Here is a 24188-nt window from a genome sequence, read left to right as displayed (position 1 = left end):
GGGCGCGACCGTGGTGGTCGGCGGCGGCTGCGTCGTCGTGGGCGGCTGGGTCGTGGTCGGCCGCGTGGTGGTCGTGGTCGGTTGGGTCGTCGTTGTGGTCTGCTGCGTGGTGGTCGTCGTGGTCGGCTGGGTGGTGGTCGTGGTCTGCGTCGTCGTCGTCGGCGGTGGGGGAGGCGGCGGCTGGCTCACCGTGGTGGTCGCGACGCCGTCGGGGCCGATGGTCACGGTGGTGACCGGCGGAGGCGGGGCCTGCGGCGACGGCTCCATCGACACCGTCGTCGCGGTCTCGGTCACCGGCGTCGAATCGCCTTCGTTGCCGGTCAGCGTGACCGCCAACCCGCCGAGCGCCAGCACCACCGCCGCAGCGGCCGCACCGAACAGCACGGGCGGGCGCTTGTACCAGGGCAGCGGTCCCGGCTCGTCGTCGTAACCGGTCCCGTATCCGGCGTCGTCCGGTGCGAATGCCACCGGCGGACGCGCACCGGTCGCGGACGGGTCGTAGTCCGCGCCGGCGTAGGGCACCGGTTCACCGGCGGGCGCGTCGTCCTGCGACCAGGCCAGCGCGCGGAACGTCGCCGACGAGGCCCCGTCCGCGGCGGCCGCACCCGCGGCCAGGCCTGCCGCTCCCGCGGCCCACGCCGCAGGACCCATGCTCGTCGCGGCGTCGGCGGCCGCGGCCATCCCGGTCGGAGCGTCGGCGTCCGCGCTCTGATTGGCCACCAGCGCCGCGCCGGCCGCGACGTTGAGCTGCGACTCCGGCGTCGTGACGACCGGCGCCCGCAGGTGCTCGGACAGCCGCTGGGTGACCAGCGGGATGGCCGCCCCGCCACCGACCGTCGCCACCGCGGTCACGTTCGCCACGGGAATCTGGTTGCGCTGCAACGTGTCCTCGATGGCGTTCAGCAGCCCGCCGAGGGGTTCGGAGATCAGCTGCTCGAGTTCGGGACGCGTCACCCGGATGTCCGACTGAACGCCGGGCAGTTCCACCGGCACCGCGGTCGCGGTCTCGGCCGACAGCCGCTCCTTGGCCTGGCGGCACGCGTCGCGCAGGCGGGCGAGTGAACCGACCGCGGCGGTGCCCGCCGGATCGGCCGACCCGGCATCGGCGATGCCGACCAGCACGTGGTTGAGCAGGGCCTGGTCGATCGCGTCGCCCGAGAATTCCGGGTACCGCACGGTCTGGCCGACGGCGTCGAGGTTGGCGCCCGCGTCCGCCAGCGAGATGCTGCTGCCGCTGCCACCGAGGTCGACGAGGACGACGACACCCTGGTCGGGCAGCCCGGGCGCGGCCTGCAGCGCGGCGAGCGCGGCGGTCGAGTCGGGGATCAGCGCGGCGGGCACGCCGTGCGGTGCGAGGTTCGGCCGGTTGCGCAGCGCGCCGCGAAGCGCCCCGACCGTGCCCGGGCCCCAGTGGGCGGGGACCGCGATCGCGATCGGCGACCCACCGTCGACCGTGCGGGCCATGGCGTCGAGCGCCTCGGCGAGCACCAACTCCCCGCGGTGCGCCGAACCGTCGGCGGCGACGAGCGGGACCGGATCGCCGACCCGGTCGACGAAACCGCTCAGCACGAGGCCGGGTTCGTTGGGGTTCGCCGACCATTCACCGGGCACACCCACCTCGGGAGCCCGGTCGGCGAACAGGGTGAGGATGGCGCGTCGGATCACCGGCGGGCGGCCAACGCGGGCCGCCACCAGGTTCGTCATCCCGATCGACAACCCGAGGGGTTCGGTCATGGTGGCTTGTCTCCTGTCTGGACCGGTGACCACAATAACGCCGGAGCCCCGGCATCCTCGGGACATCCCCCTAGTGGCGTGGACCCCCTAACGACGAACCCCCTAACGGCCCGGGGTCGGGAGTGGGCTGTGCACCGATCCCGCCGGCGCCCGGCGTGCATAGCATCGTGACAAGCAGTCGGGGGACTGGCTCCCGACCCGCATGGACAAGACAACGTCACGATTCGTCATGGGATCGGTAATGGAAAAGGGTGCTCGATGGCTAACTCGCTACTCGACTTCGTGATGTCGCTGGTGCGGGACCCCGACGCGGCCGCACGCTACGCAGCCGATCCGGCCGCCGCCATCGCCGACGCGCAGCTGACCGACGTGACCAGCGTCGACGTCGACAATCTCATTCCGGTGGTGACGGAGTCCATGCCGATGGCCACGCCGTCGACCGGCCTGGACCCCTTCGGTGCGGAGGCCGCGGGCAACGTGTGGTCCAGCGGCGCCGCCACCGCCGCCTTCGACGCGTTCGCCGACCCGGCGCCGGCAGCGGCTGTCATCGACACCGCATCCGCCGTCATCGACACCAGCGACGCGTTCGATCCGGCCGTCGACGCGCTCACCTCACCCGACGCCCTGGTCGACACGGCATCGCCGCAGTTCGCCGACCCGGTGATCGACGATGCGGCGCCTGCGGGCACCAGCCTCGACGACGTGTGGGGCGCGGCGCTCGACGCGGAGCAGCCGGCCGACCACGCCCCCGGGTTCGACCTGTTCGACTGACCTCGCTCAGCTCCACCCAAACCCGCGCGGATTCCCATCCGCGCGGGTTTTTGGCGTTTGAACTGCAGATATTCCGTTCTTCCCGCAATCCCCTGATGTACCCCCTAATCCCCTAACCGGGTGGGGAGCTCACCCCCTACTCGCGCTGACGAGGCAGGGGTGGCAACCCCGTTTGCCGGGTGTCGCGAACTCCATAACGTGGTGTCCAGATCGCCGGAGGGCCGGCGAGACAACCTCCCCGGAACCCGGGAAGACAGAAAGGCAGTCACATGACCAGCATCATCGACTTCATCCTCGATCTGTTCCGCAACCCGGCCTCGGCGGCGTCCTTCGTCGTCGACCCGGACGGCGCTCTGCGCGACGCGGGCCTGCCGAACGTGACCGCCGCGCAGCTGGCGTCGGTGGCCGCCACGGCCGCTCCCGCCGGCTACGCACTCGGCGGCGGCGACCCGATCGTCGGCCTGCAGCGGGCGGTCGCCGACCACCACCAGCTCGCCTCGAACTTCGCCTCGCCGTTCTCGCCGCAGACCTCGTTCGCGCCGACCACCGAGTTCGCCAGCCGCAACGACACCGACCTGCTCAGCGGGAACAACGTGCCGGTCGCCAGCCCCATCCAGGACGCCGGCGCCAACGCCCAGAACGGTGCCTTCAACCTCGGCTTCGGTGACATCACCCTGGGCGACAAGACCTCCAACACCGCCACCGACGGCGGCGTGGTAGTCGCCGGCGACAACGACGGCGACATCGTCAGCGGTGACGGCGCGGCGCTCGGTGACGGCAACACGATGAACAACGGCGACATCCTCGCCGGCTCCGGCTCCAACGTGGTCGTCGGCAAGGACAACGAGGTCGAGGACAACTCGCAGACCGCGGGTGGCGACCTGATCGCCGACAACGACGCCCCGGTGCTCAACGACGTCGACACCAGCGGCGGCAACGGCGGCGGCGCCGACGGCGGCGGCAGCCTGATCGGGATCGGCGGCGGCAACGCGGTCGGCGGTGACGGCGGCAACGGTGGCGGCATCATCATCACCGACAACGACGTCAACGCCGGCACGCAGATCGACGGCGACTACGGCAGCGACAACGTCGAGGACAACTCGGTCAACACCTCGGTGGAGACCAACACCTCGACCTCGACCGAGAGCTCGATCGAGGACAACTCCTCGAGCTACGAGTCGAACATCGGCTCCGGCAACGACACCGCGATCGGCTCGGGCAACGAGACCAACACGAGCCTGTTCTCGGGCAACGACACCGGGTTCGACACCGACGTCGCCTCGAACAACGACACCAACACCGGTCTGGACGCGTTCTGACCGACAACCGGATAGCGCGACTGGCGGGGACCGACATGGTCCCCGCCAGTTCGCGCGCTTACCGTGAGAACAACTCCGCGTGAGAGAAGGGCGTCATGAGCCAGCCGGCGAAGACCGCCGATGCGCGCCGCGTCATCGGTGAGCTGATCGAGCACACCACCAAGATCGCCGAGACCCAGGACCGCGGCGACCTGGTGGCGCGGCTGGCGCGCGCCCGCACCCGCATCGGCGACCCCCAGATCCGGGTGGTGATCGCCGGGCAGCTCAAACAGGGCAAGAGCATGCTGCTCAACTCGCTGCTCAACATGCCGGTCGCCCGCGTCGGCGACGACGAGTCGACGGTGCTGGCCACCGTCGTGTCCTACGCCGAACAGCCATCGGCGCGGTTGGTGGTGGCGCGGCCCGAGGGCGAGGAACCCGAGCTCGTCGAGATCCCGACCACCGACCTCGGCAAGGATCTGCGCCGGGCACCGCAGGCCGGCGGGCGCGAGGTGCTGCGCGTCGAGGTGACGGTGCCCAGCCCGCTGCTCAAGGGCGGCCTGGCGTTCGTCGACACCCCGGGCGTCGGCGGCCACGGCCAACCCCACCTGTCGGCGACGCTCGGCCTGCTGCCCGATGCCGACGCGATGCTGATGATCAGCGACACCAGCCAGGAGTTCACCGAGCCGGAGATGACGTTCATCCGGCAGGCGCTGGAGATCTGCCCGGTCGCCGCGATCGTCGCGACCAAGACCGACCTGTATCCGCACTGGCGTCAGGTCCTCGACGCCAACGCCGCGCACCTGCACCGCGCCGGTGTCGCCACCCCGGTGATCCCCGCGTCGTCGACGCTGCGCAGCCACGCCGTCCAGCTCAACGACAAGGAACTCAACGAGGAGTCCAACTTCCCGGCGATCGTGAAGTTCCTTTCCGAGCAGGTGCTCTCCCGCAACAGCGACCGCGTCCGCGATCAGGTGGTCGGCGAGATCCGCGCCGCGGCCGAACACCTCGCGATGGCGGTGCAGTCGGAACTGTCCGCGCTCGACGACCCACAGGCGGGCGGCACCCTGACCGCCGACCTCGAGCGTCGCAAGAAGGAGGCGGAGGAGGCGCTGCAGCAGACGGCGCTGTGGCAGCAGGTGCTCAACGACGGCATCGCCGACCTGACCGCCGACGTCGACCACGACCTGCGGCAGCGTTTCCGCAACATCACCTTCCACACCGAACGGGTCATCGACTCCGGCGATCCGACGCTGCACTGGGCCGAGATCGGGGCCGAACTCGAAGACGCCGTGGCGACCGCCGTCGGCGACAACTTCGTGTGGGCCTATCAACGGGCGGAGGCGCTGGCCGCCGAGGTCGCCCGCACGTTCATGGAGGCCGGGCTGGATGCGGTGCGGATGCCCGCGATCGACGCCAGGGAGATGGGGGCGGAGTTCGGCGAATTCCGGTCGCTGGCGCACCTGGAGGCCAAACCGCTCAAGATGGGCCACAAGATCGTCACCGGGATGCGCGGCTCGTACGGCGGCGTGCTGATGTTCGGCATGCTGACGTCGTTCGCCGGGCTCGGCATGTTCAACCCGCTGTCGCTCGGGGCCGGCTTCGTCCTCGGCCGCAAGGCCTACAAGGAGGACATGGAGAACCGGATGCTGCGGGTGCGCAGCGAGGCGAAGACCAACGTGCGGCGGTTCGTCGACGACGTGGCGTTCGTGGTCGGCAAGGAGTCCCGCGACCGGCTCAAGGGCATCCAACGCCAACTGCGCGACCACTACCGCGAGATCGCCAACCAGACGACCCGCTCACTCAACGAATCGCTGCAGGCGACGATCGCCGCGGCCAAGCTCGAGGAGTCCGAACGCAACGCCCGCACCAAGGAGCTGCGACGGCAGCTCAACATCCTGCGGCAGGTCATCGAGCATGCCGAGAAGCTCGCCACACCGGCCGCTGCGCCGGTCGCCGCCCCCTGACCCACGGGCGGGGTCTGGCAAGCTCAATGGGTCAGCAGTCGGGTAACTGGAACGGACTGGGCAAACCCTGAGCACAAGCGACCACGTGCGCGCGATCCTGGGCGGCACCATCGCGGCCTACCGGGACGATCCGGCATACCGCCAGCGCCCCGACGTGCACAACGAACTCGAGCGCATCGGCGCGCGGCTGAACCAGCCGATCCGCATCGCGCTGGCCGGCACGCTGAAGGCCGGTAAGTCGACGCTCGTCAACGCGCTCGTCGGCGAGGAGATCGCCCCCACCGACGCCACCGAGGCCACCCGCATCGTCACGTGGTTCCGCCACGGACCCACCCCGAAGGTGACCGCCAACCACCGCGGCGGCCGGCGCTCGAATGTGCCGATCGCCCGCGATCCGCACGAGCGGGGCCTGACCTTCGACCTCGCCAGGCTCGACCCGAACGACGTGCTCGACCTCGACGTGGAGTGGCCGGCCGCCGAACTGATCGACGCGACGATCATCGACACCCCGGGAACGTCGTCGCTGTCCCGCGACGTGTCGGCACGCACGCTGCGGCTGCTGGTGCCCGACGACGGGGTGCCGCGGGTCGACGCCGTGGTCTTCCTGCTCCGCACGCTCAACGCCGCCGACATCGCGCTGCTCAAGCAGATCGGTGAACTGGTCGGCGGCTCGTCGGGGGCGCTCGGCGTCATCGGGGTGGCCTCGCGCGCCGACGAGATCGGCGCCGGGCGCATCGACGCGATGCTCTCGGCCAAGGACGTCGCCACCCGGTTCACCGGGGAGATGGACCGCACGGGCATCTGCCAGGCCGTCGTGCCGGTGTCCGGGCTGCTCGCGCTGACCGCGCGAACACTGCGCCAGAGCGAGTTCGTCGCGCTGGAGAAGCTCGCCGGCGTGGACCCCGCCGAATTGGCGAAGGCCATGCTGTCGGTGGACCGGTTCGTCCGTGAGGACAGTCCGTTGCCCGTCGACGCGGCGACCCGGGCCGCGCTGCTGGACCGGTTCGGCATGTTCGGTGTCCGCATCTCGATCGCCGTGTTGCGCGCCGGGGTGAAGGATTCGGTGGCGCTGGCCGACGAACTGCTCGAACGCAGCGGCCTGGTGGCGTTGCGCGACGTGATCGACCAGCAGTTCGCGCAGCGATCGGACCTGCTCAAGGCGCATACTGCGCTGCTGTCGCTGCGGCAGTTCGTCCAGCTCAACCCGATCTACGCGACGCCGTACATCATCGCCGACATCGATCCGCTTCTCGCCGACACCCACGCGTTCGAGGAGCTCCGGTTGCTGAGCCAGCTGCGTTCGAGGGCGACGACCCTGACCGACGACGAAATGGCGTCGCTTCGGCGGCTGATCGGCGGCTCGGGCACCGATGCGGCGAGCCGGCTGGGGCTGCAGCCCGAGGATCCCTACGACGGGCCACGCGCGGCGTTCGCCGCGGCGCAGCGGTGGCGCAGGCGTGCCGAGCATCCACTCAACGATCCGTTCACCGCGAGGGCCTGCCGGGCGGCGGTCCGCAGTGCCGAAGCACTGGTCGCGTCGTACGCGGCGAAAGGTCGTGGATTCGCCTAACGTTTGACCGCGCGGCGACGACAAAGAGGTATGCGCATTTCTCTCGGGGTATCCCTCGGCGCGGCCAACCTTGTCGCCGTCGCCGACGGACGCCCGCTCATCCGTCCCGCGGTGCTCACGCTGGGCGGGTCGACGATCACCGGTTTCGTGGATCGCGTCGGCGATCCCGTGCCCCTGATCGCGCCCGACGGATCGGCCCACTACGGCGGGCAGCTCGCCGCCGCCGCGATCGAGGCGATCACCCGCGCCGCCCACCCCTACCGGCGGCCCGACACGGCGGCCGTGGCCGTGCCCGCGCACTGGCCGCCGACGGCGGTGGCGGCGTTGCGCGCCGTGGTGCCGCAGCTGACCGTCGTCTCGGATGCCGTCGCGGCGCTCACCGCGCTGCAGGCCAACCCCGGACTGCCCGCGCGGGGAATTGTCGCCCTGTGCGATTTCGGGGCGAGCGGCACCAGCATCACGCTGGCCGACGCGGGCGACGGGTTCCGAGTGATCGGGGAGACCGTCCGCTACGACGACTTCTCCGGAGACCTGATCGACCAGGCGGTGCTGCAGCACGTGCTCGCCGATCTCGAGGTGGACCCGAGCGGGACGTCGGCGGTCGCGTCGCTGCACGCATTGCGCGAGGAGTCACGCACCGCCAAGGAGCGGCTGTCCGTGCACACCGCGACGGCGCTGACCGGTCCACACGTCGACGTGCGGCTGACCCGGCCGGAGCTCGAATCGCTGCTGGTCGGCCCGCTCGCCGGGTTCGTGGACGCCGTCATCGACGTGCTGCACCGCAACGGCGTGGTCCCCGCGCAGCTCGCCGCGGTCGCCACAGTCGGTGGTGGTGCGCGCATACCGCTTGTCACGCAACGTCTTTCGGAGGCGCTGCGGCAACCGGTGATCACCGGCCCCTACGCGCAGGTCGCCGCGGCCGCGGGTGCGGAACTGATCGCATCCCGCGGACGGGAGCTGGATGCGGTCACCACGATCGCCCCCGTGCCCGACGCCTTCGCGAGCGACGCGCCCGCGACCGAGGCCGCGATACCGCTGGCCTGGTCCGCCGAGACCGTCGACTTCGACGCGGCGACACAGTACGTGCAGCCGGTCTACGACGCCGCGATGGCCCGGCCCGGGATCCACTTCGACCAGGCACCGGTCGAGGACTCCCCGCAGGGCTCGCCGTGGTACCGCAAGCCGGGGGCGCTGTTCGCCGGCGCGGCCTGTCTGGCGGCCCTGGCAGCGACGGGTCTGATCCTCACCTCGCAGACCGGCGACGCGGAGGCCGTGCAGGCCGGCGCGTCGGAGATCACCGCCCCGGTGGCGTCGCAGCCGATCGAACAACCGGCCCAGCAGGTCGAGGCCCCGCAGCAGGGGGCGCCTGCACCGGCGGTCACCGAGCGCGTGGCTGCCGCCGCACCGGCACCTGCGCCCAGGGCGGTCCAGCCATCGTCGCCGCGGAGCCCGAACACCGCGGCCGAGCGGCGGGTGGCGTCGAAGCAGGTGGCGCCGCGGCCCGCGGGACCTGCTCCCGCGCCCGCACCGCGAGCCCCGGTGCCCGCTGCTCCTCCGGCGCCTGCGCCTGCGCCGTCGATGGGTCTGCCGCGGCTCCCGCTGCCGGAGTTCACGCTGCCGCGGCCCGCACCGTCGCAGCCCGCGCCCGCACCCGCACCCGCACCCGAGCCCGCACCTGAGCCGGAACCCGCACCGGAGCCGACGCAGGAACCCGCGCCGGAGCCGGAACCGACGCAGGAACCCGCACCGGAACCGACGCAGGAGCCCGCACCGGAGCCGACGCCGGAACCCACTGCCGCACCGCAGCCGACGCAGGAGCCCGCGCCGCAGCCGTCAGCGGAGCCCACGGTCGAGCCCCAGCCGGAGTGCGTGCCGGACGCCGAAACCGTCTGCTAGGTCAGCCGCCCGGCGGGACCAGCGTCGGGACCGTGATCGTCACCGTGCTCGTGCTCGTCTCCACCGTCGTGGTGGGCGGAGGCGTCGTGGTCGTGGTCGGCGCCGTCGTAGTCGTCGTGGTCGGGGGCGGCGTCGTGGTGGTCGTCGTCTCCGGCGCAGTGGTCTCCTCCGGCGCCGTGGTCGTCTCCGCCGGCGACTCGGTCACCGTCTGCGGAGGAACCACCGAGGGCGCTTCGGACGTCGTGGTGGTCGTCGTCGTGGTGGATTCGGACGGCGAGTCGTCACCCGACACCAACTGCACGATGAGCCAGATGATCAGCGCCACCAGCAGCGCCGCGATCGCGCCGAGCGCGACCAGGGCGCCCGGTTTGCGGTACCACGGCTGTGGTTCCTCGGGCGGCGGCTGGTCGTAGGCGCCGGTGTAGTCGCCGTACTGGGTCGGCTCCGCGCTGTACGCGTTCGAGTACTGGGTCGGCTCGTCGTCCGAATAGTTCGGATCTTCAGGAGGTCGCGCCACGGGCTCCGATAGTAGGCGTCGTTTGCTCAGGGACGCGGGTAAAGCGTGCGTGTCTCGTTGAGCCGGGGCCGGTTGCGGGTCGTCGTCGGCGCCGACGGCTCTTCCTCGCGCTCCGAGCTCTCCTCCTCGGACTCCTCTTCCCGCGTCGTGGACGACTCCTGCGAGCTCGGGGTCTGCGACGGCGGGGGTGGAATCGACGACGGGTTCGCAGGGGGGAGGTCCAGGTCGGTGGTCAGGGGCGGGCTGATGCGCGTGGTGGTCGTCGAGGTGCTCACCGAGGTCGACCTGGCGGTGATCGACGAGAAGCTCGGGTCGACGAAGTCCGTCGGCGCCTGCGGCGAGTCCCCTTCTCGGGATGCGAACATCACCCCGGTCACGATCAGCGCGAACGCGGCGATGCCGGCGATGCTCGCGCCCAGCACTTTGCCCGTCGAATGGTGCCACGGCGTCGACGCATCCGCCTGCAGGCCGGATTGCTCGTCGTCGTCGCGGGCGCCCGTCACGGGCACCGATCCTAACCGCGACCAGGCACGGCGCGCCGGGTCAGCGCAGCTGGGGCAGCACCTGACCGGCGACCAGTGCGAGATGGTCGAGGTCGGACATGTCGAGCAGTTGGAGGTAGACCCGCTCCACCCCGGCCTCGACGAACGGACCGAGCTTGTCGACGATCTCCGTCGGCGTGCCGACCATCGGGGAATTGCCCCGCAACTCGTCGACCTCGCGGCCGATCGCGTCGGCGCGCCGGGCGATCTCGGTGTCGTCGGCGCCGGCGCACAGGACGAAGGCCGCGGAGTAGACCATCGAATCCGGTTCGCGTCCGGCGTCGGCCACAGCGGCCTTCACCCGGTCGAACTGCGTGCACAACGTGTCGAGGGGGACGAACGGGACGTTGAACTCACCCGCGTACTTCGCCGCCAGCGCCGGGGTGCGTTTGGCGCCCAGACCGCCGATCACGATCGGCGGCACCGCCTGCACCGGTTTGGGCAGGGCGGGGGAGTCGACGACGGTGTAGTGGGTGCCGCGGTAGTCGAACTTCTCGCCGACGGGCGTGGCCCACATCCCGGTGAGGATGTCGAGTTGTTCGGTCAGCCGGTCGAACCGTTCACCCAGCGGCGGGAACGGGATCGCGTACGCCTGGTGTTCGGCCTCGAACCAGCCCGCACCCAGCCCGAGTTCGACGCGTCCGCCGCTCATCTCGTCGACCTGCGCGACGGAGATCGCCAACGGGCCGGGATGGCGGAAGGTCGCCGAGGTGACCATGGTGCCCAGCCGGATCGACGATGTCTCGCGGGCGATGCCCGCGAGCGTCACCCAGGAGTCCGTCGGCCCGGGCAGCCCGTCGCCGCTCATCGCCAGGTAGTGGTCGGAGCGGAAGAATGCCGAGTAGCCCAGTTGTTCGGCGGCGCGGGCGACGGCGAGTTGGTCGGCGTAGCGGGCGCCCTGCTGCGGTTCGACGAAGACACGGAAATCCACGGCGGCCAACCTACAGACCCTTCGGTGCGTCGCGCAGCGCCCGCACGGCGGCGGGATCGCCCTCGAACTCGACCCGTGCCTCGCGGCCGACGGCGAAGAGCAGCAGTTCCTCGGGTCGCCCGGTCACGGTGACGGGAGCCCCTTTCCCCGCGGTCACCAGCGTCTTGCCCTCCGGTGTCCGCAACGCCGCGCGGGCCGGCGCCTTGGCCAGGGTGAGCCGGGCCATCAGCGACAGCGTGCGGGTCAGACCCGTGACCGTCGCGTCGTCGAGTGTGCGCGGTTCCCAGCCCGGCTGCGCGCGCCGCACGTCCTCGCAGTGGATGAACATCTCGGCGAGGTTGGCGACGGGATCGAGCAGTTTGAACGGCGAGTACAGCGGCGGCCCGGCCGCGATCCTGTCCAGCAACGCGTTCCAGTCGGTCGACCGGGCGGTGCGGTTCTGCACCTTGTCGGTGTACTTCGCGAGCGCGGGGACGGCGATCCCGGCCGTCGCGTCCGGTCGGTGCTCGCGGATGTAGAGGTGAGCGGCCAGGTCCCGGGTCTTCCAGCCCTCGCACAGGGTCGGCGCATCGGGACCCTGGGCGCGCATGGCCTCGACGAGCGCGGCGCGTTCCCGCTGGGCGGCGGTCATGGTGTTCCTCCATCTGGTCCGTCGAGAGAGAACGTGGGCATCGGGTTCAGCAGTACCCCGGCCTCCGATCGGCTACGCGTCCGCGACACGGCCGCGGTCGAGGCCGGCGTGACAGGTATCACCGGCGGCGCAAGGGGGTACCCGTACCCACGGTGGACAATCCGCGTCGCTTCGTCCGATCGCGGCGGCCGCTGATCAGGGCCGCTGCGCTGAGCCTCGTGTTGTCGGCTGGGCTCACCGCCTGTTCGGAACAGGAGTCCACCGCACCACCGGTCACCCGCGCCACCGTGACCGTGAACGACACCGCCGTGGGGCCACTCGTGCCCCGCTGCGAACGGCAACAGGAATACCTGTCCGTCGAAGCCGGTGATCCGCCGGGGGAGATCACCGGCGTCGTCGACATCGGCGGTGTGCGGCCGGTGGCGAAATGGGTGAAGATCCGCAATCTGGGCGGCTTCACCGGTGACGCCTGGGAGGGCGGCGTGGGAAGCATCGAGACAGTCCGAAACGACGGTCGCACAACCGAATTGAGCGGCACCGCCTACGGCGTGTACACCGCGCGCCCACACGACCTCGCCCAGACCGCGCGCTTCTCCATGACCGTGCAGTGCTGAGCGCGGCGCCCCTCACTCGTCGGGAAGCCGCCACCCCGCCGCACCCGGCAGGGACAACGCCTCTTCCGGACCCCACGAACCGCGGGCGTAGGTGTGCACCGGCGGCGGTGTGTCGAGCACCGGCTGACACACCTGCCAGAGCCGGTCCACCTCGTCGGCGCGGGTGAACAGGGTCTGGTCTCCGCGCATGACGTCGAGCAACAACCGTTCGTACGCCTCGAGCGGGGTGTCGTCGGAACCCTCGCCGGCCACGCCGAGGCTCAGGTCGAGCGGCATCAGCGCGAGGTCGGGGCCGGGGCGTTTGGCCAGCAGTCGCACCTCGAACTCGGGTGAGTCGGTGAGTTCGAGGACCAGTTGGTTGGGGCGGGGGTCCTCGGCGCCGAACAGCGCCATCGGCGGGCTGCGGAAGGTCAGCGTGACGGTGCGGCGGGTGGCGCCGAGGGCTTTGCCCGTGCGCAGGTAGAACGGCACGCCCTGCCACCGCTCGGTGTCGACGAATGTCTCGAGCGCGACGAAGGTCTCGACCTGCGAATCGTCGTCGACACCGTCCTCGTCGCGGTAGCCGTCGTACTGGCCGAACACCACGCGATCAGGGTCCAGCGGCCGCATGGCCTCGAAGACCTTGGCCTTCTCGTTGCGCAGCGACACCGGGTCCAGGTGCACCGGCGGTTCCATCGCGACGAATCCGAGCACCTGACACAGATGAGTCGAGATCATGTCGCGGAAGCAGCCCGTCGACTCGTAGAAGCTGCCCCGACCTTCGATCGAGAGTTCCTCGGGCACGTCGATCTGCACCGACACCACATGGCTGCGGTGCCAGGCGGGTTCGATGAGACCGTTGGCGAACCTCACCGCCAGGATGTTCTGCACCGCCTCCTTCCCGAGGAAGTGATCGATGCGATAGACCTGATCCTCGTCGACGACGTCCTTGAGCGCCTTGTCGAGTTCGCGTGCCGACCCCAGGTCGGTGCCGAAGGGCTTCTCGACCACCACGCGTGCGCCGTCGGTGAGGTGTTCCCGGCCCAGCATCGTGATCATCGGCTGCATCGCCCTGGGCGGGACCGACAGATAGATCAATGTGCGGGCGTCGTCGCCGAGTCGCGTCCGCGCGGCCCTGACCGCCCCGGCGAGATCGGCGCCGTCGTCACTGTCGGAGGTCTGAAAGGACAAGCGCCGCAATAGGTTAGAGAGGACCTTGTCGTCGATGTGGTCGACCGAGTCGCGCAGGCCACCGCCCACGGCGTCGCGGAACTCGTCGTCGCTGCCCGGCGAATGCCGGCCCGATCCGATGATCGCGTAGTCCTCGGGCAGGCGTCCGGCCGCGGCCAGTCGGTACAGCCCGGGGAAGAGTTTGCGTTTCGCCAGATCCCCGGTCGCCCCGAACAGCACGAAAATGTGTGGGGCAGGCCGCTGTTCGCTCACTGAAGCAACATGCCCGGCGGACGTGCGTCTTCAAACCGGTGTGACGGAGGAGTCAGAAAGTCTGCACCCGTTCGACGGAGACGAACATGCCGCGGTGGGTGCGGTCGTTGCTGAAGCGGGTGCCCTCGCTGCCCGCGTCGATGGTCCAGCCCACGGCCGAATAGCGCCGGTAGTCCAGGGTGACCGCCGGGATGTCGCCGAGATTACCGAGAACCCACTCGACCTGCCCGTCCGCCGAAAGCCGCACACCGTTGGCCGGCAGGCCGCCGACGTCCGGGGCGTCGGCGAACTGCGCCTCGCACCCGACCTCCTCGGCCGACAGCTGACAGCGCGTCTTCCCCGATCTCGTCTCGATGAACACGTAGCCGTTCTGCGGTGAGAGCACCTCGGCCGCCGGCGCAGGCGCGGGCGACGCGCTGGGCGGTGCCGGGGTGAGGGTGCGCGGCGGCGGTGCGGGCGTCGAGGAGCGCGACGGCCGGGGAGTCGGGACCGTCGGCTCGGTCGGCGAGTCGGGGCCGCGGACAGCGGTGCCGGTGGTGTCGCCCTGGCACCCGGTGAGCAGCGCGGCGGCCATCAGCACGCTCGCCACCGCCAGCCTCGCCCGCATGGCGCAACCCTACGGCGTGTGGGGCGGATGGGGCTGGAGTGACGCGCCAACCGGCTGTCAGGTGGGTGGCCCAGCCCTATCCTGAAGAACGTTGGTCCTAGGTGACCCGGAACGGTATGGCGACGACATCCTCGGCGTGTCCGACTTGCGGCGTGGCGCTTCGCGCGACGGCGAGATTCTGCGACGAATGTGGATCAGCGCTGACCCCGCAAGAAGACCTCGCCGAGTACAAGCAGGTCACCGTTCTCTTCGCGGATGTGGTCCACTCGATGGACATCGCGCAGTCGTTGGGCGCCGAGCGGTTGCGCGAGTTGATGACCGAGTTGCTCGATTGTGCCGGCGCCGCGGTCAGCCGGTACGGCGGAACGCTGAATCAGTTCACCGGAGACGGGATCATGGCGCTTTTCGGTGCGCCGAAGGCACTGGAGGACCACGCCCGCAGAGCTTGTCTGGCCGCGCTGGACCTGCAAGCGGGTGTGTGTCCCCTGGCTGCCTGGGCCGCCCAGCGCGACGGTGTCGACTTCCGGCTTCGCGTCGGACTCAACTCCGGTGTCGTGGTGGTGGGTGGCGTCGGCTCCCGACCACTGTCGTACACCGCGATCGGCCGGCACGTCGGTATGGCGCAGCGGATGGAGGCGGCCGCGGAGCCCGGCACGGTGCTGCTCAGCCGCTCCACAGCCCTGCTGGTGACCCAAGATTTCGAGCTGGGAGAGCCCCGGTCGGTACACGTGAAAGGCTCGGCGAGCACCGTGTGGGCATGTCCGCTGGTGTCGATTGCGCCCGAGCGACGGAACCGTCGTCAATCCCGTCTCGTCGGTCGCGATGCCGAGAATCACGAACTCGTGCGCATCCTCGACCACGCGCTGGCGGGCAGCGGCGCAACCGCGACGATCGTCGGCCCGCCGGGGATCGGCAAGACCCGTCTGACGCAGGAAACCCTCGTCAGCGCATCGGAGCGCGGTTTCGCCGTCGTCACCACCTACTGCGAGTCCCACAGCCGCGATGTCGCGTTCCACGTCATCACTCGTCTGCTGCGGTCCATGTTCGGACTCGACCCTGCGGACAACGAAGCCGCGCGCATCAAGGTCGCCCGGCGCGTGCACGCGGCCCGCGAGGACGTGCTGCTCCTCGAGGACCTTCTCGGAATACGGGATGAGACGGAGACGCTTCATGACATGACGCCGGACACACGCGGCCGGCGGGTCGTCGAACTTGTCACCCACGTCGTCGCCACGTGGCCCGAACCGGCGGTTTACGTCGTCGAGGACGTGCACTGGATCGACCCCCTGAGCGAATCCATGCTCGGCGCGATCGCACACGCGCTCTCCGGCATCCGTGCGGCGCTTGTGATCACATACCGACCCGAGTACCAGGGTGTGCTCGCGGGCATCCCAGGGCGCGTCAAGATAGTTCTGCGGCCACTCGGCGACGCCGACATGTCCGTGATGACCGAGGATCTTCTGGGGGCCGACCCGTCGGTACGAGTCTTGTCCGCGGTCGTCACAGAGCGCTCGGGCGGAATACCGTTCTTCGCCGAGGAGATCGTCCGCGACCTCGCCGAACGACGCGAGATCACGGGCGTGCGAGGGGCGTACCGCTGCGACCACCATGTGGCCGATGTCGAGGTTCCCGCAAGCCTGCACGCCGCAATCGGCGCGCGCATCGACCGCTTGATGCCTACGGCGAAGCGCACTCTGCATGCCGCCGCGGTGATTGGCTCTCGATTCAGCATCGAGATGCTCGAGCGAATCGCTCCCGACGCAGAAGTCGGTCCGTTGATCTCCGCGGAACTCGTCGATCGGGTACCCGAGGCGCCGCGAGCGGACTACGCGTTTCGGCACCCACTGATCCGGAAAGTGGCCTACGAGTCTCAGCTGCGTTCGGCCCGTTCTGAGCTCCACCGAAGAGTCGCTGCAGCATTGGAGGACGAGTACGACGATGGCAGCGGAGAAGGAGCTTCGCTGATCGCCACCCAGTTCGACGCGGCCGGTGATCTTCAGGACGCCTACCGTTGGTATATGCGCGCGGCGACCTGGTACGGCACTCGCGACATCCGGGCGGCACGGGTGAACTGGAGACTCGCACAGCGGTGCGCTGACCGGATGCCCTCGAGCGACACCGGTCGCATCGATATGCAGATTGCGCCGCGTGCGCTGCTGTGCGGCAGCGCTTTCCAAGTGGGTGGAACTCCTGCCGATACCGGCTTCGACGAATTGCGCGACCTCACCGAGGCCGCGGGCGACAAGAAGTCTCTCGCGATCGGTATGGCGGGGCATCTCAACACGCTGACTTTCAACTCGTTTCACCGCGAAGCTGCCGACATGGCTTCGGAGTTCAGCGACCTCGTCGAATCGATGGGAGTTCCGGCGATGGCCGTCGGGTTGCTCTATGGTGCCGCGCAGGCGAAGTGGGAGGCAGGCGAAGCGCTGGCGAGCCTGCGGCTGAGCCAGCGTGTCATCGACCTCGCCAATGGCGATACCACCATGGGCGCTCTGGTGATCACCTCACCCCTCGCTTGGTCGACCACACTGCACGGCGCCTCGTTGATGTTTCTCGGTCGTCGCGGTTGGCGCCGGGGCATCGATGCGGGAATAGCGATGGCGCGACCGTTCGACGCCACCACTCGCATCCTGGCGCAGGTTTACAAGTTCGCCGCGGCCGCGGGTAATCACGCGATTCTTCCCGACGCCGACGACCTCGATCTGACGGTCGAATCCCTTGAGGTCGCGCGTCGGTCGGGAGACGTGACGGCGACGACTTTCGCGACGATGGTCCGGGCGATGGCGTTGCTGCACAGCCCAGCTGGGGATAGGCGGCAGGGACTCGAGATGCTCGCGACGGCTCGCGACATGCTCGAGCGGGAGGGCCTCACAGTGACTCTCCGGCGATTGACGGCGATCGAGTTCGCACGCGAGCACGTCGAGCGAGCGATGTTCGATGAGGCAATCGCCGCGTCTATCGAGGTCTTGGGTCAGCAGTACGCCAGTGGGGAGATGATTTTCCGCGGACCGGCGACGGCGGTGTTGGTCGAGGCGCTTCTGAACCGTGGCGACCGCAATGATGTCACCCGCGCGGAAGAGGCCATCGAACGACTGGCGGCGGTCCCGACGGACCCGGGCTTTGTCCTACACCGTCTGCCTCTTCTACGGCTCCGTGCGCTGTTGGCGCGGCGTAGCGGTGATCTCGATGGTCATCACCGGCTTGCAGCCCGTTTCCGCGCCGAGGCGCGACGTGCAGAGTTCGAGGGGCTGGTCGCGCAGGCGGACAGCCTCGATTGAACGCAATTGTCCGGCGCCGGGGAACAAATCCACCGGACGACCCGTTGAGCCTTTCGACAAGTTGAGTGAAACCCGCTCAAGTCTGAGTTGACAGCCGGGCGTCCGGCGGAGCAGGCTTGAGTGCGGTCCGCTCAGACCCCACAAACGTAGTAGTCGGTAACAAGGAGGACACACCATGGCTCGTGCGGTCGGAATCGACCTCGGGACCACCAACTCCGTCGTCGCAGTGCTGGAGGGTGGCGACCCCGTCGTCGTCGCCAACTCCGAGGGCTCGCGCACGACGCCGTCCGTCGTCGCGTTCGCGCGCAACGGTGAAGTGCTGGTCGGACAGCCCGCCAAGAACCAGGCAGTGACCAACGTCGACCGCACCATCCGGTCGGTCAAGCGGCACATGGGCACCGACTGGAGCACCGAGATCGACGGTAAGAAGTACACCGCCCAGGAGATCAGCGCGCGCACGCTGATGAAGTTGAAGCGCGACGCGGAGAGCTACCTCGGCGAGGACATCACCGACGCCGTCATCACCGTGCCCGCCTACTTCAACGACGCCCAGCGGCAGGCCACCAAGGAAGCCGGCCAGATCGCCGGCCTCAACGTGCTGCGCATCGTCAACGAACCGACCGCCGCGGCGCTGGCCTACGGCCTCGACAAGGGCGAGAAGGAACAGACCATCCTGGTCTTCGACCTCGGTGGCGGCACCTTCGACGTCTCGCTGCTCGAGATCGGCGAGGGCGTCGTCGAGGTCCGCGCCACCAGCGGTGACAACCACCTCGGTGGCGACGACTGGGACGAGCGCGTCGTGACGTGGCTCGTCGACAAGTTCAAGGGCACCAGCGGCATCGACCTGACCAAGGACAAGATGGCCATGCAGCGGCTGCGTGAGGCCGCCGAGAAGGCCAAGATCGAGCTGAGCTCGAGCCAGAGCACCTCGATCAACCTGCCCTACATCACCGTCGACGCCGACAAGAACCCGCTGTTCCTCGACGAGCAGCTCACGCGCGCCGAGTTCCAGCGCATCACCCAGGACCTGCTCGACCGCACGCGCCAGCCGTTCCAGTCGGTGATCAAGGACGCCGGCATCTCGGTCGGCGACATCGACCACGTGGTCCTGGTCGGCGGCTCCACCCGGATGCCCGCGGTCTCCGAGCTGGTCAAGGAGATGACCGGCGGCAAGGAGCCCAACAAGGGCGTGAACCCGGACGAGGTCGTCGCCGTCGGCGCCGCCCTGCAGGCCGGCGTGCTCAAGGGTGAGGTCAAGGACGTCCTGCTGCTCGACGTGACCCCGCTGTCGCTGGGCATCGAGACCAAGGGCGGCGTGATGACCAAGCTCATCGAGCGCAACACCACGATCCCGACCAAGCGGTCCGAGACCTTCACCACGGCCGACGACAATCAGCCGTCGGTGCAGATCCAGGTCTTCCAGGGTGAGCGTGAGATCGCCTCGCACAACAAGCTGCTCGGCAGCTTCGAGCTGACCGGCATCCCGCCGGCGCCGCGCGGTGTGCCCCAGATCGAGGTGACCTTCGACATCGACGCCAACGGCATCGTGCACGTCACCGCGAAGGACAAGGGCACCGGCAAGGAGAACACGATCCGCATCCAGGAGGGCTCCGGCCTGTCCAAGGAGGAGATCGACCGGATGATCAAGGACGCCGAGGCGCACGCCGACGAAGATCGTCAGCGCCGCGAAGAGGCCGACGTCCGCAACCAGGCCGAGACGCTGGTCTACCAGACGGAGAAGTTCGTCAAGGAGCAGCGCGAAGCCGAGGGTGGCAGCAAGGTCCCCGAGGATGTCCTGACCAAGGTCGACGGCGCGATCTCCGAGGCCAAGACGGCCCTGGCCGGCACCGACATCGGCGCGATCAAGGCGGCGATGGAGAAGCTCGGCACCGAGAGCCAGGCCCTCGGCCAGGCGATCTACGAGGCCACCCAGGCCGAGCAGTCCGCCGGCGGCGCCGGTGCGGACACGGCAGGCAGTGGCGGCAACAGCGATGACGACGTCGTGGATGCCGAGGTCGTCGACGACGATCGGGAGAACAAGTGACCCGTCCCTTCGACAGCGGAAGCGATCCGCACGAGCCGGTGACCGTCACCGACAAACGGCGCATCGATCCCGTGACCGGTGAGGTACGCGATCCGTCCGGCCCGGTCCCCAGTGGACCGGCGCCGGACGCCGCGCCGGAGGCCTTCGCCGGGGAGACCCCGGAGGAGGCCGACAAGGCCGGTGAACTGCTCGCCGACCTGCAGCGTGTCCAGGCCGATTTCGCGAACTACCGCAAGCGGGCACTGCGCGATCAGCAATTGACGGCCGACCGCGCGAAGGCCGGCGTGATGGCACAGCTGTTGCCGATCCTCGACGACCTCGACCGGGCGCGAAGCCACGGCGACCTCGACAGCGGCCCGCTCAAGGCGGTCGCGGACAAGCTGGTGAGCACGCTCGAGGGGCTGGGCCTGACGCCCTACGGCGAGGAGGGCGACGAGTTCGACCCCGTGCTGCACGAGGCCGTCCAGCACGAGGGCGAGGGCACCCACCCCGTCCTCGGCACCGTGATGCGGCGTGGCTACAAGGTCGGCGAGCAGGTGGTGCGCCACGCGCTCGTCGGGGTCGTGGACACGGTGCCGGAGGCCGACACGGCCGAGAACGCCGGCGCGGCGCCGCACGAGGCCGCAGAATCAGACGACTAGACCACGAGAGAAAGGTGAGGAGGTGACGCGGCATGGCCCAACGCGAGTGGGTCGAGAAGGACTTCTACAAGGAGCTCGGCGTCTCCTCTGACGCCAGCGCGGACGAGATCAAGAAGGCCTACCGGAAGCTGGCCCGCGATCTCCACCCCGACACCAACCCGGACCCCACGGCCTCCGAGCGGTTCAAGGCCGTGTCCGAAGCGCACAGCGTGCTGTCGGACCCGGCCAAGCGCAAGGAGTACGACGAGACCCGCCGGCTGTTCGCCGGCGGCGGTTTCGGGCGTGGCCGCTTCAGCGGCGGCAGTGGGGGATTCGGCGGGTTCGGCGGCGGCGGTGACGGAGTCGAGTTCAACCTCAACGATCTGTTCGACGCCGCGGGGCAGACCGGCGGCGCCAACATCGGCGACCTGTTCGGTGGACTGTTCGGGCGGGGCGCCTCGCCCCGGCCCAGCCGGCCGAGGCGGGGTAACGACCTCGAGACCGAGACCGAGCTGTCGTTCCTCGAGGCCACCAAGGGTGTGGCGATGCCGTTGCGGCTGACCAGCCCGGCCCCGTGCACGAATTGCCATGGCAGCGGCGCACGTCCGGGCACCAGCCCGAAGGTGTGCCCGAACTGCAACGGCGCCGGAGTGGTCAACCGCAACCAGGGCGCGTTCGGATTCTCCGAACCGTGCACCGAGTGCAAGGGCAGCGGCTCGATCATCGAGCACCCGTGCGGCGAGTGCAAAGGCACCGGCGTGACCACCAGGACCCGCACGATCAACGTGCGGATCCCCCCGGGTGTGGAGGACGGTCAGCGGATCCGGTTGGCCGGTCAGGGCGAGGCGGGTCTGCGCGGGGCGCCCTCGGGCGACCTGTACGTGACGGTCCATGTGCGCCCCGACAAGGTGTTCGGCCGCGACGGTGACGACCTCACCGTGGCGGTGCCCGTCAGCTTCCACGAGTTGGCCCTGGGCACAACGCTTTCGGTTCCGACACTGGAGGGCAAGGTGGGTGTGCGGGTGCCGAAGGGCACCTCGGACGGCCGCATCCTGCGGGTGCGTGGCCGGGGTGTGCCCAAACGCGGTGGCGGGCACGGCGACCTGCTGGTCACCGTCAAGGTGGCGGTTCCGCCGAACCTCGAGGGTGAGGCCGCCGAAGCGCTCGAGGCCTATGCCAAGGCCGAGCGGGCGAGCGGATTCGACCCGCGGGCCGGCTGGGCGGGGGCCTGATCATGGCGGCCAAGCGACACGACGAAGCCCGGACCTTCCTGATCTCGGTCGCCGCCGAGTTGGCCGGTATGCATGCGCAGACCCTGCGCACCTACGACCGGCTCGGCCTGGTCAGCCCCCAGCGCAGTTCCGGTGGCGGCAGGCGGTACTCGGAACGCGACGTCGACCTGCTGCGCGAGGTGCAGCGGTTGTCGCAGGACGAGGGCGTCAACCTGGCGGGGATCAAACGCATCATCGAGCTGACCAACCAGGTGGAGGCGTTGCAGTCCCGCGTCAGGGAACTGGTCCGTGAGGTCGAGGAGCTGCGCGCCAACCAGCGCCGTGACATCGCGGTGCCGACGAAGAGCACCGCGCTGGTCGTCTGGCAGCCGCGGCAGGGCCGCGGTCGCTAGGCGATCCTGATGGAGAACCGGCTCGTGTCCGGTTCCCCCGGGACGGCGACCCGATGGTTCTCGCGCCGCAGCGCATCGGTCGGCGCGGCCATCGGTTCGACGGCGATCAGGTCGTCGCTGCCCGGTGCGAAGAGTTGCGCTGCCGGGTAACCCTTTTCGAACGTCACCTGCACGCGCCGGTCGCCGCCGGAGAGGACGAACACCGCGCCGTCGCCGACCTGGTCGAACCCGTCGTCGAGTTCGGTGTCGCCGAGCGGCGCGTCGCCGCCCGCCCACGGCTCGGTGGCGCCCGTCGGCAGGCCCCAGGTGTCGACGGCCAGGCGGCGCATCGCCGGGGACCGCAGCCGCCACTGCGCGCGCGGGACGTCCGGGATCTGCAGGTACGGGTGATAGCCGTAGCAGAGCGGGACCGGCGTCGCGGCCGACGGCGTCACCGTGGTCTCCACGGTCAGCGTGCGGTCGGCCAGTGTCACCGCCATGGTCAACACGTGCGGGAACGGGAACGTCGCCAGCAGCCGTGGCCGGTCGGACCAGTTCACCTCGGCGACCAGCGTGTCGGCGGTCTGTTCGACCACCACCCAGCCCGGGTAGGCGCCCAGCACGCCGTGGATCGGTACGCCGTGTTCGTCGGTGCGGACGCCGGCGACACCCGGGGTGAGCGTCACCACGCCACCGTCGATCGCATACTTCGTGGCGCTCAACCGGTTCGCCCACGGGTAGAGGATCGGGATGCCCATCGTCTTACCGCTGGTGATGTAGGCCTGCACACCGCGGCGCTGGCCGAGGAACTCGACGCCGTCGTCGGCCAGCGACGTGCAGATCATCCCCGCGGTGGGCACATAGGTCGCGGTCACCGATGACGACGGGTCATGCAGGGTGACGGGTTCGATTTCGGCCACGTCGCCAGTGTGGCACGGAGCGGCCGGTCGATGGCCGGGCCGTCGGATCAGGTGGTCAGCGGGTCGTGCTGAATGCGTTCGGGGGGAGCGCCTTTGGCGATCAACGCGGCCTTGGTGGCTTCGGTCATCGCCACCCCGCCGCAGATCAGGATCTGCCGGTCGCCCCAGTTGCCGTACCGGGTGACCACCTGGTCCAGCCGCCCCGTCTGGCGGACGTGCAGACCGCGCGGCGGTGACGGGTCGGGATAGTCGACCGCCCAGGGCGGGTCGGTGCTGTACTCCGACACCGGCGTGACCGACAGCCACGGGTTCGTCGAGGCGATCTGCCACAGCGTCACGAGGTCGTAGAGATCGCAGGGGAACCGTCCCCCGAAGAACAGGTGCACCCGCGGGTTGACCCCGAACCGCGTCATGTCCATGATCAGCGTCCGCAATGGCGCCAGGCCGGTGCTACCCGCGACCATCAGCACGTCGCCGCCGTCGCGGTCGACGGCCAGCCCGCCGTGCGGATTCGACATCCGCCACCGGTCCCCGACGCGGGTCTCGTTGACGATCGCGGTGCTGACCATGCCGCCGGGCACCGACCGGATGTGGAACTCGACGTACCCGTCGGGGTCGGCCGGGATCGCCGGGCTGAGGTACCGCCAGCGCCGCGGCCACTGCGGCACCTGGACGGTGACGTACTGGCCGGGGTGGTAGGCCAGCGGCTGGTCGAGTTCGAGCCGCACCACGGAGACGTCGCGGGTGGCGCGGATGTGCTCGATGACGGTGCCGTCGCAGAACGGCGGGCCGTCTTCGGCATCGGCGGCTCCGCGCATCACCCCGGTGGCCAGCGCGACGGCGTCGCGGGCGGCCTCGGCGAGCCGGTCGGACCACTGCCCGGCCAGCCGGCTGCGCAGCGCGGCGTACAGCGCCTCGCCCATGGTGTCGTAATGCCGTTGCACCACACCGTATTTGCGGTGGTCGCGGCCGAGCTGAGCGAGGAACGCCACCGGCTCCTCGGCGCGCTGGGCGATCAGTTCGCCGAACAGCCAGGTCATCGCCTCGGCGAACACCGTCCGTTGGCGGGCCATGTCCGGGGGGAAGAGGTCGCGCACCGACAGGTCGGCGGCGAACCAGCGGGTGTAGAAGTCGGCGATCAGCGCGTCGGAGCCACGCCGGGGATCGACCGCGTCGCGCAGTACCACCAGCGCGTCACGGTCGTCGAGTCCCACGTCGTGCGA

Annotated in this window: 20 protein-coding genes; 11 read left to right on the top strand and 9 right to left on the bottom strand. The window is 69.9% G+C overall.

The annotated features are described in order from the left end of the window. The coding region (locus tag AU195_RS16840) for an Hsp70 family protein (protein WP_059160204.1) at nt 1-1734 on the bottom strand (1734 nt) is incomplete at its 3' end. A 258-nt stretch (nt 1735-1992) separates the two neighbouring features. Between AU195_RS16840 and AU195_RS16835 the strand changes: the two genes are divergently transcribed. From AU195_RS16835 to AU195_RS16815, 5 genes are all read left to right on the top strand, one after another. Then, nucleotides 1993-2505: an Rv0340 family IniB-related protein gene (locus AU195_RS16835; protein WP_059160203.1), complete on the top strand. Its 513-nt coding sequence runs from the start codon at nt 1993-1995 to the stop codon at nt 2503-2505. Nucleotides 2506-2774: 269 nt separating this feature from the next. Then, nucleotides 2775-3824, top strand: coding sequence for an IniB N-terminal domain-containing protein (locus AU195_RS16830; protein ID WP_059160202.1), 1050 nt, complete (start codon nt 2775-2777; stop codon nt 3822-3824). Between the two features lie 95 nt (nt 3825-3919). Further along, nucleotides 3920-5770, top strand: coding sequence for an isoniazid-induced dynamin-like GTPase IniA (gene iniA / locus AU195_RS16825; protein ID WP_059160201.1), 1851 nt, complete (start codon nt 3920-3922; stop codon nt 5768-5770). A gap of 67 nt (nt 5771-5837) precedes the next feature. Beyond that, nucleotides 5838-7340, top strand: coding sequence for a dynamin family protein (locus tag AU195_RS16820; RefSeq protein WP_059160200.1), 1503 nt, complete (start codon nt 5838-5840; stop codon nt 7338-7340). Nucleotides 7341-7370: 30 nt separating this feature from the next. Continuing rightward, nucleotides 7371-9236 (top strand): Hsp70 family protein, encoded by a 1866-nt coding sequence (locus AU195_RS16815; protein ID WP_059160199.1) that lies wholly within the window; start codon nt 7371-7373, stop codon nt 9234-9236. A gap of 1 nt (nt 9237) precedes the next feature. On the opposite strand, the gene AU195_RS16810 is transcribed toward AU195_RS16815, so the two are convergent. From AU195_RS16810 to AU195_RS16795, 4 genes are read right to left on the bottom strand one after another with little or no spacing between them, the layout of a single operon-like run. Continuing rightward, nucleotides 9238-9753 carry a hypothetical protein gene (locus AU195_RS16810; protein WP_059160198.1) on the bottom strand — a complete coding sequence of 172 codons (516 nt, stop codon included), beginning with the start codon at nt 9751-9753 and terminating at the stop codon, nt 9238-9240. Between the two features lie 26 nt (nt 9754-9779). Further along, nucleotides 9780-10256: a hypothetical protein gene (locus tag AU195_RS16805; RefSeq protein ID WP_059160197.1), complete on the bottom strand. Its 477-nt coding sequence runs from the start codon at nt 10254-10256 to the stop codon at nt 9780-9782. A 40-nt stretch (nt 10257-10296) separates the two neighbouring features. Beyond that, nucleotides 10297-11226, bottom strand: a complete 930-nt coding sequence (locus AU195_RS16800) for an LLM class F420-dependent oxidoreductase (RefSeq protein WP_059160208.1) — start codon at nt 11224-11226, stop codon at nt 10297-10299. Nucleotides 11227-11236: 10 nt separating this feature from the next. Next, nucleotides 11237-11857 carry a TIGR03085 family metal-binding protein gene (locus AU195_RS16795; protein WP_059160196.1) on the bottom strand — a complete coding sequence of 207 codons (621 nt, stop codon included), beginning with the start codon at nt 11855-11857 and terminating at the stop codon, nt 11237-11239. A gap of 152 nt (nt 11858-12009) precedes the next feature. Here AU195_RS16795 and AU195_RS16790 point away from each other — a divergent pair, with 152 nt between their 5' ends. Further along, nucleotides 12010-12471, top strand: a complete 462-nt coding sequence (locus tag AU195_RS16790) for a lipoprotein LpqH (protein WP_059160195.1) — start codon at nt 12010-12012, stop codon at nt 12469-12471. Nucleotides 12472-12483: 12 nt separating this feature from the next. Here AU195_RS16790 and zwf read toward each other — a convergent pair whose 3' ends face one another. Further along, nucleotides 12484-13893, bottom strand: a complete 1410-nt coding sequence (zwf, locus tag AU195_RS16785) for a glucose-6-phosphate dehydrogenase (RefSeq protein ID WP_059160194.1) — start codon at nt 13891-13893, stop codon at nt 12484-12486. A gap of 52 nt (nt 13894-13945) precedes the next feature. Then, nucleotides 13946-14500 (bottom strand): hypothetical protein, encoded by a 555-nt coding sequence (locus AU195_RS16780; protein WP_059160193.1) that lies wholly within the window; start codon nt 14498-14500, stop codon nt 13946-13948. 116 nt (nt 14501-14616) lie between these two features. On the opposite strand from AU195_RS16780, the gene AU195_RS16775 reads away from it, so the two are divergent. The 5 genes from AU195_RS16775 to AU195_RS16755 all read left to right on the top strand — a co-directional run bounded on the left by AU195_RS16775 (nt 14617) and on the right by AU195_RS16755 (nt 22066). Then, a complete protein-coding gene (locus tag AU195_RS16775) occupies nt 14617-17778 on the top strand; it encodes an ATP-binding protein (protein ID WP_082703091.1) in 3162 nt (1053 codons plus the stop codon). A gap of 175 nt (nt 17779-17953) precedes the next feature. Beyond that, nucleotides 17954-19822, top strand: coding sequence for a molecular chaperone DnaK (dnaK, locus tag AU195_RS16770; protein ID WP_059160192.1), 1869 nt, complete (start codon nt 17954-17956; stop codon nt 19820-19822). Continuing rightward, a complete protein-coding gene (grpE, locus tag AU195_RS16765) occupies nt 19819-20463 on the top strand; it encodes a nucleotide exchange factor GrpE (RefSeq protein ID WP_059160191.1) in 645 nt (214 codons plus the stop codon). The genes dnaK and grpE overlap by 4 nt, the downstream gene beginning before the upstream one ends. Before the next feature lie 32 nt (nt 20464-20495). Continuing rightward, nucleotides 20496-21674 (top strand): molecular chaperone DnaJ, encoded by a 1179-nt coding sequence (dnaJ, locus tag AU195_RS16760; RefSeq protein WP_059160190.1) that lies wholly within the window; start codon nt 20496-20498, stop codon nt 21672-21674. 2 nt (nt 21675-21676) lie between these two features. Beyond that, nucleotides 21677-22066 carry a heat shock protein transcriptional repressor HspR gene (locus AU195_RS16755; RefSeq protein ID WP_059160189.1) on the top strand — a complete coding sequence of 130 codons (390 nt, stop codon included), beginning with the start codon at nt 21677-21679 and terminating at the stop codon, nt 22064-22066. Here the strand turns inward: AU195_RS16755 and AU195_RS16750 are convergent. Together AU195_RS16750 and AU195_RS16745 are read right to left on the bottom strand one after the other, a co-directional pair. Then, nucleotides 22063-22965, bottom strand: a complete 903-nt coding sequence (locus tag AU195_RS16750; RefSeq protein WP_059160188.1) for an aldose 1-epimerase — start codon at nt 22963-22965, stop codon at nt 22063-22065. The two genes, AU195_RS16755 and AU195_RS16750, sit on opposite strands and share 4 nt — an antisense overlap. 47 nt (nt 22966-23012) lie before the next feature. Then, the gene (locus AU195_RS16745; RefSeq protein WP_059160187.1) at nt 23013-24179 is read right to left on the bottom strand and encodes an FAD-binding oxidoreductase; all 1167 of its coding nucleotides are present in this window, start codon (nt 24177-24179) and stop codon (nt 23013-23015) included. Nucleotides 24180-24188 lie beyond the last annotated feature (9 nt).

Origin of the sequence: Mycobacterium sp. IS-1496, from assembly GCF_001499995.1 — a bacterium.
Lineage (GTDB): Bacteria > Actinomycetota > Actinomycetes > Mycobacteriales > Mycobacteriaceae > Mycobacterium.
This window is presented reverse-complemented; position numbering and strand designations above follow the sequence as displayed.

Coding starts and splice junctions, on each gene's coding strand:
- AU195_RS16775 (WP_082703091.1), top strand. CDS start 14,617: ATGGCGACGACATCCTCGGCGTGTCCGACTTGCGGCGTGGCGCTTCGC.
- AU195_RS16835 (WP_059160203.1), top strand. CDS start 1,993: ATGGCTAACTCGCTACTCGACTTCGTGATGTCGCTGGTGCGGGACCCC.
- AU195_RS16755 (WP_059160189.1), top strand. CDS start 21,677: ATGGCGGCCAAGCGACACGACGAAGCCCGGACCTTCCTGATCTCGGTC.
- AU195_RS16830 (WP_059160202.1), top strand. CDS start 2,775: ATGACCAGCATCATCGACTTCATCCTCGATCTGTTCCGCAACCCGGCC.
- dnaK (WP_059160192.1), top strand. CDS start 17,954: ATGGCTCGTGCGGTCGGAATCGACCTCGGGACCACCAACTCCGTCGTC.
- AU195_RS16795 (WP_059160196.1), bottom strand. CDS start 11,857: ATGACCGCCGCCCAGCGGGAACGCGCCGCGCTCGTCGAGGCCATGCGC.
- dnaJ (WP_059160190.1), top strand. CDS start 20,496: ATGGCCCAACGCGAGTGGGTCGAGAAGGACTTCTACAAGGAGCTCGGC.
- AU195_RS16815 (WP_059160199.1), top strand. CDS start 7,371: ATGCGCATTTCTCTCGGGGTATCCCTCGGCGCGGCCAACCTTGTCGCC.
- iniA (WP_059160201.1), top strand. CDS start 3,920: ATGAGCCAGCCGGCGAAGACCGCCGATGCGCGCCGCGTCATCGGTGAG.
- AU195_RS16780 (WP_059160193.1), bottom strand. CDS start 14,500: ATGCGGGCGAGGCTGGCGGTGGCGAGCGTGCTGATGGCCGCCGCGCTG.